The organism is Micromonospora sp. NBS 11-29 (assembly GCF_002140155.1).
In the GTDB taxonomy this organism is placed as follows: Bacteria; Actinomycetota; Actinomycetes; order Mycobacteriales; family Micromonosporaceae; genus Micromonospora.
Genome location: NZ_NAPR01000026.1, coordinates 43,202 through 56,825, shown reverse-complemented (window position 1 = coordinate 56,825; position 13,624 = coordinate 43,202). Strand labels below are relative to the sequence as shown.

The 13,624-nt window shown below is 73.6% G+C and carries 15 protein-coding genes, 2 pseudogenes and 1 riboswitch; of the genes and pseudogenes, 8 read left to right on the top strand and 9 right to left on the bottom strand.

Going from position 1 to position 13,624, the window contains the following annotated elements:
* Nucleotides 1-15 precede the first annotated feature (15 nt).
* Nucleotides 16-813, bottom strand: a complete 798-nt coding sequence (locus tag B1205_RS26190) for a DUF4097 family beta strand repeat-containing protein (RefSeq protein WP_254910215.1) — start codon at nt 811-813, stop codon at nt 16-18.
* A 102-nt stretch (nt 814-915) separates the two neighbouring features.
* On the opposite strand from B1205_RS26190, the gene recO reads away from it, so the two are divergent.
* The 4 genes from recO (at nt 916) to B1205_RS26170 (ending at nt 3,150) form a co-directional block, all read left to right on the top strand.
* Nucleotides 916-1,761 carry a DNA repair protein RecO gene (gene recO, locus B1205_RS26185; RefSeq protein WP_089158032.1) on the top strand — a complete coding sequence of 282 codons (846 nt, stop codon included), beginning with the start codon at nt 916-918 and terminating at the stop codon, nt 1,759-1,761.
* Nucleotides 1,758-2,570: an isoprenyl transferase gene (locus tag B1205_RS26180; RefSeq protein WP_089158031.1), complete on the top strand. Its 813-nt coding sequence runs from the start codon at nt 1,758-1,760 to the stop codon at nt 2,568-2,570. The genes recO and B1205_RS26180 overlap by 4 nt, the downstream gene beginning before the upstream one ends.
* 67 nt (nt 2,571-2,637) lie before the next feature.
* On the top strand, nt 2,638-2,823 hold the full coding sequence (locus B1205_RS26175) for a hypothetical protein (protein ID WP_089158089.1): 186 nt from the start codon (nt 2,638-2,640) through the stop codon (nt 2,821-2,823).
* 117 nt (nt 2,824-2,940) lie between these two features.
* Complete coding sequence (locus B1205_RS26170) at nt 2,941-3,150, top strand: thioredoxin reductase (RefSeq protein WP_089158030.1); 210 nt, start codon at nt 2,941-2,943, stop codon at nt 3,148-3,150.
* 3 nt (nt 3,151-3,153) lie between these two features.
* Here B1205_RS26170 and gndA read toward each other — a convergent pair whose 3' ends face one another.
* On the bottom strand, nt 3,154-4,596 hold the full coding sequence (gndA, locus tag B1205_RS26165) for an NADP-dependent phosphogluconate dehydrogenase (RefSeq protein WP_089158088.1): 1,443 nt from the start codon (nt 4,594-4,596) through the stop codon (nt 3,154-3,156).
* 128 nt (nt 4,597-4,724) lie between these two features.
* Nucleotides 4,725-5,021, bottom strand: coding sequence for an MTH1187 family thiamine-binding protein (locus B1205_RS26160; RefSeq protein ID WP_089158029.1), 297 nt, complete (start codon nt 5,019-5,021; stop codon nt 4,725-4,727).
* A 249-nt stretch (nt 5,022-5,270) separates the two neighbouring features.
* Here B1205_RS26160 and B1205_RS26155 point away from each other — a divergent pair, with 249 nt between their 5' ends.
* The gene (locus B1205_RS26155) at nt 5,271-5,510 is read left to right on the top strand and encodes a hypothetical protein (RefSeq protein WP_089158028.1); all 240 of its coding nucleotides are present in this window, start codon (nt 5,271-5,273) and stop codon (nt 5,508-5,510) included.
* 643 nt (nt 5,511-6,153) lie between these two features.
* Here B1205_RS26155 and B1205_RS26150 read toward each other — a convergent pair.
* From B1205_RS26150 to B1205_RS26140, 3 genes and pseudogenes are all read right to left on the bottom strand, one after another.
* Nucleotides 6,154-6,954 carry an energy-coupling factor transporter transmembrane component T family protein gene (locus tag B1205_RS26150; RefSeq protein WP_089158027.1) on the bottom strand — a complete coding sequence of 267 codons (801 nt, stop codon included), beginning with the start codon at nt 6,952-6,954 and terminating at the stop codon, nt 6,154-6,156.
* A pseudogene (locus tag B1205_RS26145) lies at nt 6,951-8,502 on the bottom strand (ABC transporter ATP-binding protein). The gene B1205_RS26150 and the pseudogene B1205_RS26145 overlap by 4 nt, the downstream one beginning before the upstream one ends.
* A 124-nt stretch (nt 8,503-8,626) precedes the next feature.
* Nucleotides 8,627-9,159, bottom strand: a pseudogene (locus tag B1205_RS26140) (ECF transporter S component).
* 73 nt (nt 9,160-9,232) lie between these two features.
* A riboswitch (TPP riboswitch) is annotated at nt 9,233-9,339 on the bottom strand.
* 75 nt (nt 9,340-9,414) lie between these two features.
* On the opposite strand from B1205_RS26140, the gene B1205_RS26135 reads away from it, so the two are divergent.
* The 3 genes from B1205_RS26135 (at nt 9,415) to B1205_RS26125 (ending at nt 11,566) form a co-directional block, all read left to right on the top strand.
* Entirely contained in the window at nt 9,415-10,251 is an 837-nt protein-coding gene (locus tag B1205_RS26135) for an alpha/beta fold hydrolase (protein ID WP_089158026.1), read from the top strand.
* On the top strand, nt 10,248-10,997 hold the full coding sequence (locus tag B1205_RS26130) for a sugar isomerase domain-containing protein (RefSeq protein WP_089158025.1): 750 nt from the start codon (nt 10,248-10,250) through the stop codon (nt 10,995-10,997). Before B1205_RS26135 ends, B1205_RS26130 begins: the two co-directional genes overlap by 4 nt.
* Nucleotides 10,998-11,074: 77 nt before the next feature.
* On the top strand, nt 11,075-11,566 hold the full coding sequence (locus B1205_RS26125) for a DUF6328 family protein (RefSeq protein ID WP_089158024.1): 492 nt from the start codon (nt 11,075-11,077) through the stop codon (nt 11,564-11,566).
* A gap of 184 nt (nt 11,567-11,750) precedes the next feature.
* Here the strand turns inward: B1205_RS26125 and B1205_RS26120 are convergent, their stop codons facing one another.
* From B1205_RS26120 to B1205_RS26110, 3 genes are read right to left on the bottom strand one after another with little or no spacing between them, the layout of a single operon-like run.
* On the bottom strand, nt 11,751-12,356 hold the full coding sequence (locus B1205_RS26120) for a hypothetical protein (RefSeq protein WP_089158023.1): 606 nt from the start codon (nt 12,354-12,356) through the stop codon (nt 11,751-11,753).
* 52 nt (nt 12,357-12,408) lie between these two features.
* Nucleotides 12,409-12,711: an ArsR/SmtB family transcription factor gene (locus B1205_RS26115; RefSeq protein ID WP_089158022.1), complete on the bottom strand. Its 303-nt coding sequence runs from the start codon at nt 12,709-12,711 to the stop codon at nt 12,409-12,411.
* A gap of 43 nt (nt 12,712-12,754) precedes the next feature.
* A complete protein-coding gene (locus tag B1205_RS26110) occupies nt 12,755-13,624 on the bottom strand; it encodes a metal ABC transporter permease (protein WP_089158021.1) in 870 nt (289 codons plus the stop codon).

Here is a 13,624-nt window from a genome sequence, read left to right as displayed (position 1 = left end):
CGCCGCCGGCCCCGCTCAGCGGCTGGTGACGGTGACGTTGCCGCTGGTGGCGGAGACGTCGAGCAGCAGGGACGCGCCCGGGTCGTTCGTCACCCGCACGTCCAGGTCGCCGGACCGCACGTCGGCCCGTACCCGGTACCGGCCCTGCGGCACCGTCAGGTCCACGTTGCCGCTGGTGGCGTGCAGCCGGGCGGGGGCGGCCTCGTCCAGCTCGACCAAAAGGTTGCCCGAGGTGGTCTCCGCGTCGATCGCGGAGGCGAGCCGGCGGGCCTCGATGTCGCCGGAGTTGGCCCGCAGCCGGACCGGACCGGCCGCCTCGACCAGCCGGATGTTGCCCGACGTGGTCGAGGCGCGGACCTCGCCGGCCGCGCCGTTGACGGTCAGGTCGCCGGAGTTGAGCGTGAACTCCACCGCCCCGACCTCGCTGAGGTCGACGTTGCCCGAACCGGTGCCGCCGTGGACCGCCACCCCCGGCGGCGCGGTCACCTCCCAGGAGATGCTGCACCGGTGCCCGCAGTCGGTGGGCAGCACCAGTTCGTCGCCCTTGATCTCGTACCGGCTGTCCGGCTCGCCGCCCTGGTAACGGACCACGCGTTTGATCGTCACCTGGTCGGCGGGGCCGTTGGCCCGGACCACCACGTCTCCCGAGCCGCCGCCGTCCACGCTGATCCGGGTGACCTTCGTCCGTTCGGTCTGGTCGTAGTCGAGCCGGCGGAACGACAGGGTGTCACACCCGGCGAGCACGATGAGCGTGGCGGCCGCGGTCGCGGCGACCACGGACAGCGGCCGAGGGGCCGTTCGGAGCGGAGCCATGGCCAGCACCATAGGACCGGCCGGGCGGCCGACACATCCGGGATCGCCCGCCGCCGCACCCCGAGCCGACCCTGAGATCGCACCCCGAGGGAGAATGGCCGGATGGCCGGATACCGCCGACAGCTCTACCGCGACGACGCGGTGGTGCTGCGCGTGCAGAAGCTGGGCGAGTCCGACCGGATCATCACGCTGTTCACCCGCCGGCACGGCCGGCTGCGCGCGGTGGCCCGGGGCGTCCGGCGCACCAGCAGCCGCTTCGGCGCGCGGCTGGAGCCGTTCGGGCACGTCGACCTCCAACTCGCCGGCGACCCCAAGGGCAACCAGGGCAGCTCGCTGCACACCGTCAGCCAGGTCGAGGCGATCGAGCTGTACGGCAAGCGGTTCCTCGGCGACTACCCCCGCTACACGGCGGCCAGCGCCATCGCCGAGACCGCCGAACGACTGACCCCGGTCGAGCGGGAGCCGTCGCTGCGGCTGTTCCAGCTCACCCTCGGCGCGATGAAGTCGCTGGCCCGCGGCGAGCACGACACCACGCTGGTGCTCGACGCGTACCTGTTGCGGGGCATGGCGTTCGCCGGCTGGGCGCCGGCGCTGGTCGCCTGCGCGGTCTGCGGCGAACCGGGCCCGCACCGCGCGTTCTCGGTGCCGGCCGGCGGCGCGGTCTGCCCCGACTGCCGGCCGCCCGGCGCGGCCCACCCCGCGCCGGCCACGCTGGTGCTGATGTCCGCGCTGACCACCGGCGACTGGGGGTACGCCGACGCCGCCGAGACCGGCGTACGCCGGGAGTGCAGCGGGCTGGTCGCGGCGCACCTCCAGTGGCACCTGGAACGCGCGCTACGCTCGCTGCCGCTGGTCGACCGGGGTGCCCCGGCGACCGGCGCGGCCCCGCCGCCGGCCTCCGGCCGCGGGCCGGTGCCGGAGCGTGTGAACAGGGAGATGACCGAGTGATCCGATCGACGAGGGCGACCCGCCGCGAGCCGACGCCGCCGACTCCGCACCCCTCCGGCGCCCGGCCGCCGGCGTTGCCGCCCGCAGCGGTGCCCCGGCACGTCGCCATCGTGATGGACGGCAACGGGCGCTGGGCCAAGGAGCGGGGGCTGCCCCGCACCAAGGGGCACGAGCAGGGCGAGCACAGCCTCTTCGACACCATCGAGGGCGCGATCGAGCTGGGCATCCCCTACCTGTCGGCGTACGCGTTCTCCACCGAGAACTGGCGGCGCTCGCCGGACGAGGTCCGCTTCCTGATGGGCTTCAACCGTGACGTCATCCGCCGCCGCCGCGACCAGCTCGTCGACCTGGGCGTCCGGGTGGTCTGGTCGGGCCGGGCGGGGCGGCTGTGGAAGAGCGTGATCTCCGAATTGCAGACCGCGGAGGAGATGTCGCGCGACAACTCGACGTTGACGCTCCAGTTCTGCGTCAACTACGGCGGGCAGGCGGAGATCGCCGACGCCGCCGCCGCGATCGCCCGCGACGTCGCCGCCGGCAAGCTCGACCCCGGCAAGGTCACCGAGAAGACGGTCGCCCGCTACCTCTACCACCCCGAGGTGCCCGAGGTGGACATGTTCCTGCGTCCCTCCGGCGAGCAGCGCATCTCCAACTTCCTGCTCTGGCAGACCGCCTACGCGGAACTGGTCTACCTGGACACGCTCTGGCCCGACTTCGACCGCCGCCACCTCTGGTACGCCTGCGAGCTGTACGCGCAGCGGGACCGCCGATTCGGCGGCGCGCTGCCCAACCCGGTCGCGCCGGGAGTCTGAGGTCACGCTTACCGACGCGCCATGCGGGGTATCGGTACCGACATCAGCCAACGCGGAGGTGAACCACATGATTCAGAAGCGGATCGGGCAGTGGGCGGTCATGGCGGTCGCCGTGCCGCTGGCGGCGGCCGGCGCGCGCCGGCTCAGCCACTCACTGGAGGCCCGTCGTGGCCCGACCGGCGTGAGCCGTCTGCTGACCAAGGGTGCCGACCTGCTCCGGCCGCAGAAGGCCAAGCGGCGTCGGTTCTTCTGACCTGCCCGGCCGGCGTCCACCGGCCGTCCACGGAACGCCCCGCATCCGCGGGGCGTTCCGCTTTACCATCGGCGCAGGGCGCGCGCCGCCGGGCCGCGCCGCCACGGGGGTGGAGAGATGCGCGATCTCCGGTACGAGATGACGGCCGCCCTGGCCGCCGCCGACCTGGTGGAGCCGGCCCGCCGGGAGGCGGTCGCCGAGCTGTGCGCCGGGGTGGCCGAGCGCTGGTGCGCCGACCTCGGGCACACCCCGACGGTCCGCTCCGGCGAGATCGCCGAGCTGGCCGCCGGGGAACCCGCCGCCGGCTGGGCGCCCGACCCGGCGTGAGCCTCAGCCCTCCACTTCGGAACGGTCGCCGGCCCAGAGCGTGTGGAACGAGCCGTCCCGGTCCACCCGGTGGTAGGTGTGCGCGCCGAAGTTGTCCCGCAACCCCTGGATCAGCGCGGCCGGCAGCCGCTCGGCGCGCAGCGCGTCGAAGTAGGCCAGCGACGACGCGAAGGCCGGCGTGGGCACGCCCGCCCGGGCCGCGTCGGCCACCACCCGCCGCCAGGCCGGCACCCCGGCGCTGACCCGGTCGGCGAACCAGGGGGCGACCAGCAGCGTCGCCAGTTCCGGCTCGGCGTCGTACGCCTCCTTGATCCGGTCGAGGAAACGGGCCCGGATGATGCAGCCGCCCCGCCAGATGGTGGCCGTGCCGCCCAGGTCGATGTCCCAGTCGTACTCCCGGCTGCCGGCCCGGATGTGGTCGAACCCCTGGGCGTACGCGACGATCTTGCTGGCCAGCAGCGCGCGGCGCACGTCCTCGACGAACGTCTCCCGGTCCTCCACCTGCCACTTCTCGCCCGCGTCGGCGAACACGCGGCGGGCGGCCTCGCGCTGGTCGGCGTGCCCGGACAGCGACCGGGCGAACGTGGCCTCGGCGATGCCGGTGATCGGGATGCCGAGGTCCAGCGCGCTCTGCACGGTCCAGCGGCCCGTGCCCTTCTGCTCGGCCTGGTCGAGCACCACGTCCACGAACGCCCGGCCGGTCGCCGCGTCGGTGTGCCCGAGCACGTCGGCGGTGATCTCGATGAGGAACGACTCCAGCTCGCCGCCGTTCCACTCCCGGAAGATCTCCGCGATCTCCGCCGGGCTCGCCGACAGGCCCGCCCGCAACAGGTCGTACGCCTCGGCGATGAGCTGCATGTCGGCGTACTCGATGCCGTTGTGCACCATCTTGACGAAGTGACCCGCGCCGTCCGGCCCGACGTGCCGGCAGCACGACTCGCCCTCGACCTGCGCGGCGATCTTCTCGAAGATCGGCCCGAGCTTGCGGTAGGACTCCGCCGAGCCGCCCGGCATGATGCTCGGGCCGCGCAGCGCGCCCTCCTCGCCACCGGACACACCGGTGCCGACGAAGTGCAGCCCGTGCCCGCGCAGCGCCTCCTCCCGGCGGCGGGTGTCGGCGAAGTGCGCGTTGCCGCAGTCGACGACGATGTCCCCCTCCTCCAGCAGCGGGATCAGCTCGTCGATCACGGCGTCGGTCGGTGCGCCGGCCTTCACCATCACGATCACCGCGCGGGGCCGCTCCAGCGAGCCGACGAAGTCCGCCAGCGACTCGGACGGCACGAAGGTGCCCTCGTCACCGTGCTCGGCGACCAGGCTGCGGGTGCGTTCCGGCGACCGGTTGTGCACCGCCACGGCGAAACCGTTGCGGGCCAGGTTCCGGGCCAGGTTGCGACCCATCACCGCCAACCCGGTGACCCCGATCTGCGCCGTCGCCTGCTCTGCCATGCGTACCGCCACCTCTCGTCCGCGCCGCTTGTCACGACCGTCCTCGTTGCCGTCCTGCACCGTATCGCGGCCGTCGAAGGAGCGGGCCGGGACGTCGACGGCGGGTGAGGGGGCGGTGGCCGTACGTCTCAGCCCTCGGCGAGACGCGCCTCGACGTGCGCCACCTTCGCGGTCAACGCGTCGGTCACGCCGGGGCGCACGTCGGCCTTGAGCACCAGGCTGACCCGGGGCGCCTGCGCCGCGACGGTGTCCACGGCGCGCTTCACCGCCGCCATCACCTCGTCCCACTCGCCCTCGACGGTGGTGAACATGGCGTCGGTCCGGTTGGGCAGGCCGGACTCGCGGACCACCCGGACGGCGTCGGCCACCAGGTCGCCCACGGACTCACCCACGCCGAGCGGGGTGATCGAGAACGCGATCAGCATGTCGTCGATGGTGCCAGTAATTGGGGTGCGCGGCGCGCGGGCGGTGGGTTAGCCTTCCGTCATGCGTTACTGACGCCCTTCCTCCGAGCCCGGTCCACCGCCGCAGATGCCGTGGACCCGTTCTGCTCCGGGCGTCCGCATCCTCTCCCGCCGCCGTCGGTCGCGGTGTCTGTCGTGGTCGGAGCCCACCCGGAGCGCACCCGCTCGGCGCGTCCAGGTCGACGCGCCCGACAGACAGGAGGCCCGCGGATGCCCGCGAAGCGCAAATCGAAGAAGCCCCGCAAGCCGTCGCCGTCGTTGCTGGAGGTGACCCCGCCGGATCTCGACGCGCTCACCGTCGCGCCGTCGACCCCGGTGACCCTGCCCAACGACCCGGAAACCCCGACGCCGCCGAAGGCCGGCCCGCCCGCCGCCGCCCGTGACGCCCGCCTGACGGGTCGCAGCCAGCGCGCCGGCCAGACCCGCTTCTACGCCTTCCGCCGAAGCTGACCCACCCCACCCCACCCCGTCCACCCCACCCCACCCCACCCCACCCCGCCCCGTCCGCCCCGCCCGTTGATCATGAAGTTGGCTGGACCGGAAAACGCTCTCCCGCCGGTCAACTTCATGGTCAACGCCCGGCCCGGCGGCCCGGCGGCGATGGGTGTACTCAACCGGTGGTGCAACGCCTAGGGGGCTGGGTGGTCCAGTTGCGGGTCGGGGTGAGGGTGTCGCCAGTTCGGTGAAGTAGGGGCATCGTCCTGTCGGGGAAGGCACCACTTCGGCGAACTGGTGTGGATCTCGCCGCTCGGGCGATCGGGGCCGGCATCGCCAGGGCGAGCGACTCGACTCAGAGTCGAGGACGGCGGGTTCTGAGATCCTGGTACGAACAGGCCTCCCCGGGGGCGCTCCCGTACCAAGATCTCGGGTCCGGTGGCCCTCGACGCGCGTTGCTCTCAGGTTGGCGACGCCAGCTCGCCGAAGTGGCGCCTTCCCGGTGGGGCGATGCCGCCGCTTCACCGAACTGGCTTCGCCGCCCGCCGCACCCTCCCGCTGCCCCCGATGATCATGAGGTTGGCGGTGACAAAACGGACGGCGATTGCCGTCAACTTCATGATCAACGGGGCGGGGGAGAGGAGGGGGAGGGGTGGGGTCAGCCGATCAGGGGACGGAAGGTGCCCAGGGCGATGCTTGTGGTCAGGGCGGCGGCGGCCAGCAGGGCGGCGGTCAGCACGAGCAGGGTGTCCGCGCGGGTGAAGTGTTGGCGACGGGCGACCGTGCGCGGGGTGTCCGCGTCGAAACCCCGGGCGTCCATCGCCACTGCCAACCGGGTGCCCCGCCGGATCGCACCGACCAGCAGCGCGAACGCGGTGGACGCGAACAGCCGCAGCTTGGCCACCGGGTTGCGGCCGGCGTCCACGCCCCGGGCCCGTCGAGCCATGCTGATCATCCGCCACTCCTGTTCGAGGAGCGGCACCAGCCGGAACGCGGCCAGCGCGCCGATGGCGAACCGGGCCGGCGCCTTCGCGTTCTGGATCAGCGCGTCGGCCAGTTCCGTCGGATCGGTGGTGGCGAACACGATGATGCCGGGCAGCGCCACCGCCAGCATGCGCAGCACCAATCCGAGCGCGGTGACCAGTACGCCCTGGGTGATCAGCACCGGGCCGGCCTCGACCAGCACCGGCCCGGACCGGTCGGCGGCGAAGAGCGTCAGCGTGACCAGGATGCCGACGGCACCGGCCAGCAGCGGCCAGGCCCGCCGGGCCAGCACCCGGTAGCGGACGCCGAACAACGGCAGCACGGCCAGTTCGACCGCGATCGCGATGGCCGGCGCGACCGGGTCCAGCGTCGCCACCAGCACGAGCGTGAACACCATCGCGGCGGCGAGCTTCGCCACCGGATTGCGCCGGGCCAGCAGGGCACCGGGCGCCGCCACCGGTTCCAGGTCGATCATGGCGCGCCTGCCCCTCGATCGGGCGGGGACGGCGGGGACGGCGGGTGCCCCGAACCGGAGTGGCCGCCCGCCCCTCGATCGGGCGGGGACGGCGGGGACGGCGGGTGCCCCGAGCCGGAGTGGCCGCCCGCCTCTCGATCAGGCCGCCCCGAACCGGAGCGGTCCGCCCCGGCCGGGCAGCCGAGCGTGAGCGTCCGGTCGGCCAGCGCGGCGACGAAGTCCGCGTCGTGGGTCACCGCGACCACGCCGTGTCCGGCGTCGCGCAGCTCGGCGAGCAGGTCGACCAGCTCCAGCCAGGTGCGCCGGTCCTGTCCGAACGTGGGTTCGTCGCAGATCAGCAGGCGGGGCGCGGTGGCCAGGGCGGTCGCCACGCTGAGCCGCCGCGCCTCCCCACCGGAGAGGGTGTACGGGTTGGCGCCGGCCAGCCGGTCCAGCCGCAGCCGGTGCAGCAGCGCGTCGACGGTGGCGGTCGCCGCCGCCTCGGACTGGCCGGTGCGGCGCGGCCCGAGCGCCAGTTCGTCGCGGACCGTGCCGGTGACGAACTGGTGTTCCGGGTCCTGGAAGACGGAGCCGATCCGGCGGGCCAGGGCCGGTGCCCGCCATCGGTGCGGGGCCGTACGCGCGTCCCGACCGGCCAGTTCGGCGGCGGCGGTGACCGTGCCCGTGCCGGGGCGCAGCAGGCCACCGAGGAGCAGCGCCAGCGTGGACTTGCCGGCGCCGTTCGGGCCGAGTACGGCGAGCGCCTCGCCGGCGCGTACCCGGAGGTCGGTCGGGGCCAGCCGGGGTGGGAGGCCGAGCCGGTCGGCGGTGAGCAGCACGTCGCCGGGGGGTGTGGTGGCGTGCCGGGGTGGCGCGGTGTGGCCGGGCACCCAGACCCCGGCGGCGGCCAGCGCGTCACCGTGCGCGGCGAAGACCGCCTCGGGTGGCCCGTCGGCCCGGACGCCCCCGCCGGGTTCCAGCACCACCACCCGGTCGATGAGCGGCAGTGCCTCCGCGACCCGGTGCTCCACCAGGATCAGCGTGGTGTCCGGGTCGAGCGCGTCGAGCACGGCGCGGCGGATCAGGGTGGCGCCGGCCGGGTCGAGGTTGGCGGTGGGTTCGTCGAGCAGCAGCANGCTGCTGCTCGCCGCCGCTGAGCGCGGCGGTGGGGCGGTCCCGGTGGTAGGGGAAGCCGACCCGGCGCAGCGCCTCGTCCACCCGGGGCCAGATCTGTCCGGCCGGTACCCCCCGGTTCTCCAGCCCGAACGCGACGTCGTCACCGGAGCGGGCCATCACGAGTTGGGTTTCCGGGTCCTGGAAGACGACGCCGACGCGTTCGCGGGCCGTACGCGGGTCCAGCCCGTCGATCTCGACGGTGCCCTCCTGCTCGCCGGAGTCCTCCGGCAGCAGCCCGGCCAGCGCCGCCAGCAGCGTGCTCTTGCCCGCGCCCGAGGCCCCGAGCAGCAGCACCCGCTCCCCGCTCAACACCCTCAGGTCCACCCCCCGAACCGCCCACCCCCGACGCCCCCCGTGCCGCCACCCGAACCCCCGAAGAACCACCCCACTCACCGCGCCACCCCCTCCCGCTCCGCCTCAGCCTCGGTGATCAAGGAGTTCGCGTCGGGAACACCGTCCCCCGTCGACGCAAACTCCTTGATCAACGGTGCGGGGGCGGGGGTGAGGAAGGGCAGGGTCAGACCAGGGCTCGGTCCCGGCCGGCGGGGAAGCGGTCCAGGGCGCCGGTGTTGGCCAGCGCGCGGGTCAGCACCCACGCGCCGAAGCCGGCGATCACGGTGGCGCTGACGATCGTGATCAGGGCGTAGGGGATGCGGTAGCTGGTCAGCTCGTAGGCCTTGTTCCAGTAGACGAAGTCGAAGATGGCCGCGCCCAGGCCGGTGAGCGCGCCGGCCAGCACCGCCACCGGCAGCTTGAACGAGCGGTAGCGGAACGCGGCGAACGCCAGCTCGGCGCCGATGCCCTGCATCAGGCCCNCACCGTCTCGCAGTACAGCGCCGCGCCCGGCTTGCGGATGATCAGGCCGGCGAGCACCGCCGGGATCAGCCACACGCCGTAGAGCACCGCCTGCGCCGGCGGGAAGAACGCGAACGCCGCGTCGGTGGCGCTCCAGAGCAGGCCCCAGGCCCAGAAGACGACGCCGAAGGCGACGGCGATCACCGAGGCGACGACGATGTCGACCGTACGCCAGCGGTTGCTGTCGGTGTGCATGGTGGCTCCCAGTTCTCGAAGGCGAACCAGGAGAAGACGCACGCCGCGCCCGGACGTGCCGGACGGCGGCGCGGCTGGAGGTCGACCGAACTCCCTGCGCTGGCATTACCCAGATCAGGTTCGAGGGTCTGCGGGCACCGGCCCGCACTCTCAGCGCTGTGCGCTCCCCTGTCGGATGTGAAGTTGTCTCGTCGCAGACGCTAGCACCGTCGCCGGCCCCGGACCCAGCAGGGCGAAGGTCGGTACGCTGCGAGCATGCGGGTCCAGGCGCGGGGTATGACGTTCGAGGTACGCACCGGCGGCCCCGAGGGCGGCGATCCGGTCCTGCTGCTGCACGGCTTCCCGCAGCACGCCGGTGAGTGGGACGCGGTGACGCCCGCGCTGCACGCCGCCGGGCTGCGCACGTACGCGCTCGACCAGCGCGGCTACTCGCCCGGTGCCCGGCCGGAGGCCGTCGGGGCGTACCGGATCCCGGAGCTGGTGGCCGACGCGGCGGCCGTGCTGGACGCGCTCGGGGTGAGCGCCGCGCACCTGGTCGGCCACGACTGGGGCGCGATCGTCGCCTGGGGCCTGGCGGCGACGCACCCGGAGCGGGTGCGGACGCTGACCGCCGTGTCGGTGCCGCACCCGGCGGCGATGGGGCACGCGCTCGCCACCGACGGGCGGCAGAAGGCGAAGTCGGCCTACATCGCGTTGTTCCGGATGCCGGGCACGGCCGAGAAGGTGCTGCTGGCGCTGCGCGGGGGAGTGCTGCGGCGGCTGCTGCGCGGCGTCGGGGACGCGGACACGGTGGCCCGCTACGCCGAGCCGATGCGTGAGCCGGGCGCGCTCACCGCCGCGCTCAACTGGTACCGGGCGATGAGCGGGTCGGACATGAAGGCGGTCGGGCCGGTGCCGGTGCCGACCACGTTCGTCTGGAGCGACCGGGACGTGGCGATCGGCCGGACCGCCGCGCTGGCGTGCGCCGCGCACGTCACCGGCGACTACCGTTTCGTGGCGCTTCCTGGCGTCAGTCACTGGATTCCCGACGAGGCGCCCGGCCCGCTGGCCGAGGCGGTCCTCGCCCGGGTCCGGGGAACGGAGGAGGCATGACGGTGAGCGCCGAGGCGTACCTGGCGGTGGTGACCGAAACGATGGCCCGGGTGGCCGCCGGGCAGCGGGCGAACGTGGCCGCGGCGGCCGACCTGATCGCCGCGGCGGTACGCGCCGACGGGGTGGTGCACGCGTTCGGCACCGGGCACTCCGAGGCGCTCGCCATGGAGATCGCCGGTCGGGCCGGCGGGCTGGTGCCCACCAACCGGATCGCGCTGCGTGACCTGGTGCTGATCGGCGGCGAGCCGGCCGACGTGCTCGGCCCGAAGCTGGAACGCGAGCCGGCCGTGGCGCACCGGCTCTACGAGCTGGCCCCGATCCGACCGCAGGACGTGTTCGTGCTCGCCTCCAACTCGGGGGTGAACGGGGCGATGGTCGAGTTCGCATCCGTGGTCAAGGAGCGGGGGCACGGACTGGTGGCGATCACCTCGGCTGAGCACTCGGCCCGGATGGACTCGCGGCACCCGTCGGGTCGCAAGCTGGCCGACTTCGCCGACGTGGTGCTGGACAACGGCGCCCCGTACGGCGACGCCACGCTGCCGCTGCCCGGTGGCGGCGCGGTCGGCGCGGTCTCGTCGATCACCGCCGCGCTGCTGGCCCAGCAGATCACCGTCGAGGTGGTGGCTCGGCTGGTGGCCGAGGGGGAGCGGCCGCCGGTCTACCTGTCCGCCAACATCAGCGGCGGCGACGAGCACAACGCCGAGTTGGAGGCACGGTATGCGGGGCGGATCCGGCGCGGATCCTGAACCGGTTTCNGGGCACTGGCGCTGCTGCCGGCGGGCGTTCACCCGCCGGCCGCGTCGTCTTCCCCGGAGGTTCACGAGTGTCCAAGGAGTCCGAGAAGCAGCGCTGGCAGCGTAACTTCGCCGACCTGCTGCAAGAGTTGCGCGTCGCGCAGACCGGTGTGCAGATCCTCTTCGCGTTCCTGCTGACGCTCCCGTTCAGCAACGGGTTCACCCGGACCACGGAGTTCCAGCGCGATGTCTACATCGTGGCGCTGCTGGCCGCCGCCGCGGCCACCGCGATGATCATCTCGCCGGTCGCGTTCCACCGGGCGCTGTTCCGCCAGGGACGCAAGCCGGAGCTGGTCCGCTTCGCCCACCGGATGGCCACCGGCGGCCTGTTCTTCATGCTGGTCGCGATGGTCAGCGCGGTCCTGCTGATCACCGACTTCGTGCTGGACCGGCCGATCGCGTTCCTGCTCAGCGCCGTCACCGGGCTGTGGTTCCTGCTCTTCTGGGCCATCCTCCCATTCGCCCGCCGCAACTGGGGCGAAGACGACGTCGACGATGACGACGACGACCCGCTGACGTGAAAGGAGGGGCCCCTTCTTAACGCCTTCGGTAGAGGAAGGGGCCCCTTTTNCCGTTCAGGGCGGCCAGCACCAGGTACGCCGACGGCGGGATCCGGCGGCCCTTGCGGACGAAGCTCACCAGCACGCCCGCGTAGGCCAGCAGCAGCACGGCGACGACGATCAGGAAGTACAGCACCGGCACACCCTACCGGCCGCCGCGCAGCCCCAGTCTGCGCAGCTCCAGCGCGGCGAGCGCGTCGACGGTCGCGTCGTCGCCGCGCCGCCACGCCTCGGCCACGTCCGGCGCGATCCGGGTGAGCGCCGACAGCGGCTGCCCGGCGAGCGCCCGCAACGCCAACAGGTCCCGACCGGCCGGGGCGGCGGCCATGGCCCGCGCCGCGCCGGCCCGGCGGATCCAGCGCAGCCGCAGCGGCAGCCAGCCGAAGAGCACCAGGCCGAGCGGGAACACCAGCACCGCGATGGTCAGCGCGAGCGCCAACTGCCCGACCAGCTCCTGCTGGTCACGGCCCGCCTCGGCGACCGCGCGGGCGGCGTCCGCGGCCCGGGTGAAGGGTGCGGTCAGCTCGTCGCCGACCAGCGGCACCCGGCCCACCTTGCCGCCGGCGTCGGCCAGGTTGTCGGCGAGTCCGCCGCCGGCCCCCTCCAGCTTCCGTCCGGGTACGGCGAGCTTCTCCACCAGGTCGTGCACCCAGAGGGCGAAGCGGATCGCCGCGTACACCCAGGCGACCACGAGCAGATCGGTGAGGAACTGGCGGAGGGCGGTCGGAAAACGGTCGGCGTAGATCTTCACGCCGGACAGCGTGCCACGACGGACGCGGGTCGGGACAGGGTCGATCCGCGACTCAGGACGGCCCCTCCCCGGCGTGGCTGACCGCGTCCGCCACGATGTGCGCGACGTGCTCGTCGACCAGGGCGTACGCGATCTCCCGTCCGCGCCGCGAGCCGCGCACCACGCCGGCCCCGCGCAACACCCGCAGGTGCTGGGAGACCAGCGGCTGCGGCGCGCCGAGCTTCTCGACCAGCTCGTGCACGCAACGCTCGCTCTCGGCCAGCTCGCTGACGATCGCCAGCCGGATCGGGGCCGAGAGGGCGCGCAGCAGCTCACCCGCGCCCTCGAAGGCGTCGTACCCGTTCGTGCCGGTCACCCCGTAACGGTAACCAATGCCAGCAGCGCCGGCCGGTGCGCCCTCATCCCAGCAGCACCTCGTGCTCGGTCGGCTCGACCGCCGGCACCGTCGGGGACGACCGGCGCCGCCACGCCCGCACGCCGGCCGCGACCAGCGCCACCACCAGGAACGAGCCGATCGCCACCAGCACCACCGAGGCGCCGGGCGCGGTGTCGGCGGTGCCGGCCACGCAGACGCCGGCCCCGGCGGCGAACAGGCCCAGCGCCATCGCCGCCGCCATGGTGGACCGGAAACCGCGGGTCACCTGCTGGGCGGTGGCCACCGGCACCACCATCAGCGCGCTGATCAGCAGCACCCCGACCGCCCGCATGGCGATGGTCACCGTCACTGCGGTGCCCACCGCGATCAGCAGGTTCAGCGCCCGCACCGGCAGGCCGGAGACCCGGGCGTACTCCTCGTCGTGGCAGACCGCGAACAGCGCTGGGCGCAGCGCCAGCATGGTCACCAGCAGCACCGCGCCGAGCACGCCGATGGTGACCAGATCACCCGGCGACGTCGTGGTCAGCGACCCGAAGAGGTACGCGTTGAGCGACCCGCTGCTGGCGTCGGAGAGCCCGACCAGCATCACGCCGCCGGCGATCCCGCCGTAGAAGAGCAACGCCAGCGCTAGGTCACCGGAGGTGCGCCCGTACGCGCGGACCAGCTCGATGACGATCGCGCCGAGCGTCGCCGCGAGCACCGCCACCAGCACCGGGGAGCGGTTGAGCAGCAGCCCGGCGCCGACTCCGGTGAGTGCGACGTGGCCGAGGCCGTCGCCGATCAGCGCCAGCCGGCGCTGCACCAGGTAGATGCCGAGCGCCGGCGCGGCCAGCCCGATGACGAGCGCGCCGACCAGGGCGCGGAGCATGAAGTCGTACTGGAAGAGGTCCAT

What these genes read in the sequence shown, in the direction of transcription:
- recO (WP_089158032.1), top strand. Translation starts at nt 916, where the DNA reads ATGGCCGGATACCGCCGACAGCTCTACCGCGACGACGCGGTGGTGCTG.
- B1205_RS26150 (WP_089158027.1), bottom strand. Translation starts at nt 6,954, where the DNA reads ATGATCGACCTGGAACCGGTGGCGGCGCCCGGTGCCCTGCTGGCCCGG.
- B1205_RS26175 (WP_089158089.1), top strand. Translation starts at nt 2,638, where the DNA reads ATGATTCAGAAGCGGATCGGGCAGTGGGCGGTCATGGCGGTCGCCGTG.
- B1205_RS26135 (WP_089158026.1), top strand. Translation starts at nt 9,415, where the DNA reads ATGCGGGTCCAGGCGCGGGGTATGACGTTCGAGGTACGCACCGGCGGC.
- B1205_RS26155 (WP_089158028.1), top strand. Translation starts at nt 5,271, where the DNA reads ATGCCCGCGAAGCGCAAATCGAAGAAGCCCCGCAAGCCGTCGCCGTCG.
- B1205_RS26110 (WP_089158021.1), bottom strand. Translation starts at nt 13,624, where the DNA reads ATGGACCTCTTCCAGTACGACTTCATGCTCCGCGCCCTGGTCGGCGCG.
- gndA (WP_089158088.1), bottom strand. Translation starts at nt 4,596, where the DNA reads ATGGCAGAGCAGGCGACGGCGCAGATCGGGGTCACCGGGTTGGCGGTG.
- B1205_RS26170 (WP_089158030.1), top strand. Translation starts at nt 2,941, where the DNA reads ATGCGCGATCTCCGGTACGAGATGACGGCCGCCCTGGCCGCCGCCGAC.
- B1205_RS26130 (WP_089158025.1), top strand. Translation starts at nt 10,248, where the DNA reads ATGACGGTGAGCGCCGAGGCGTACCTGGCGGTGGTGACCGAAACGATG.
- B1205_RS26190 (WP_254910215.1), bottom strand. Translation starts at nt 813, where the DNA reads ATGGCTCCGCTCCGAACGGCCCCTCGGCCGCTGTCCGTGGTCGCCGCG.
- B1205_RS26160 (WP_089158029.1), bottom strand. Translation starts at nt 5,021, where the DNA reads ATGCTGATCGCGTTCTCGATCACCCCGCTCGGCGTGGGTGAGTCCGTG.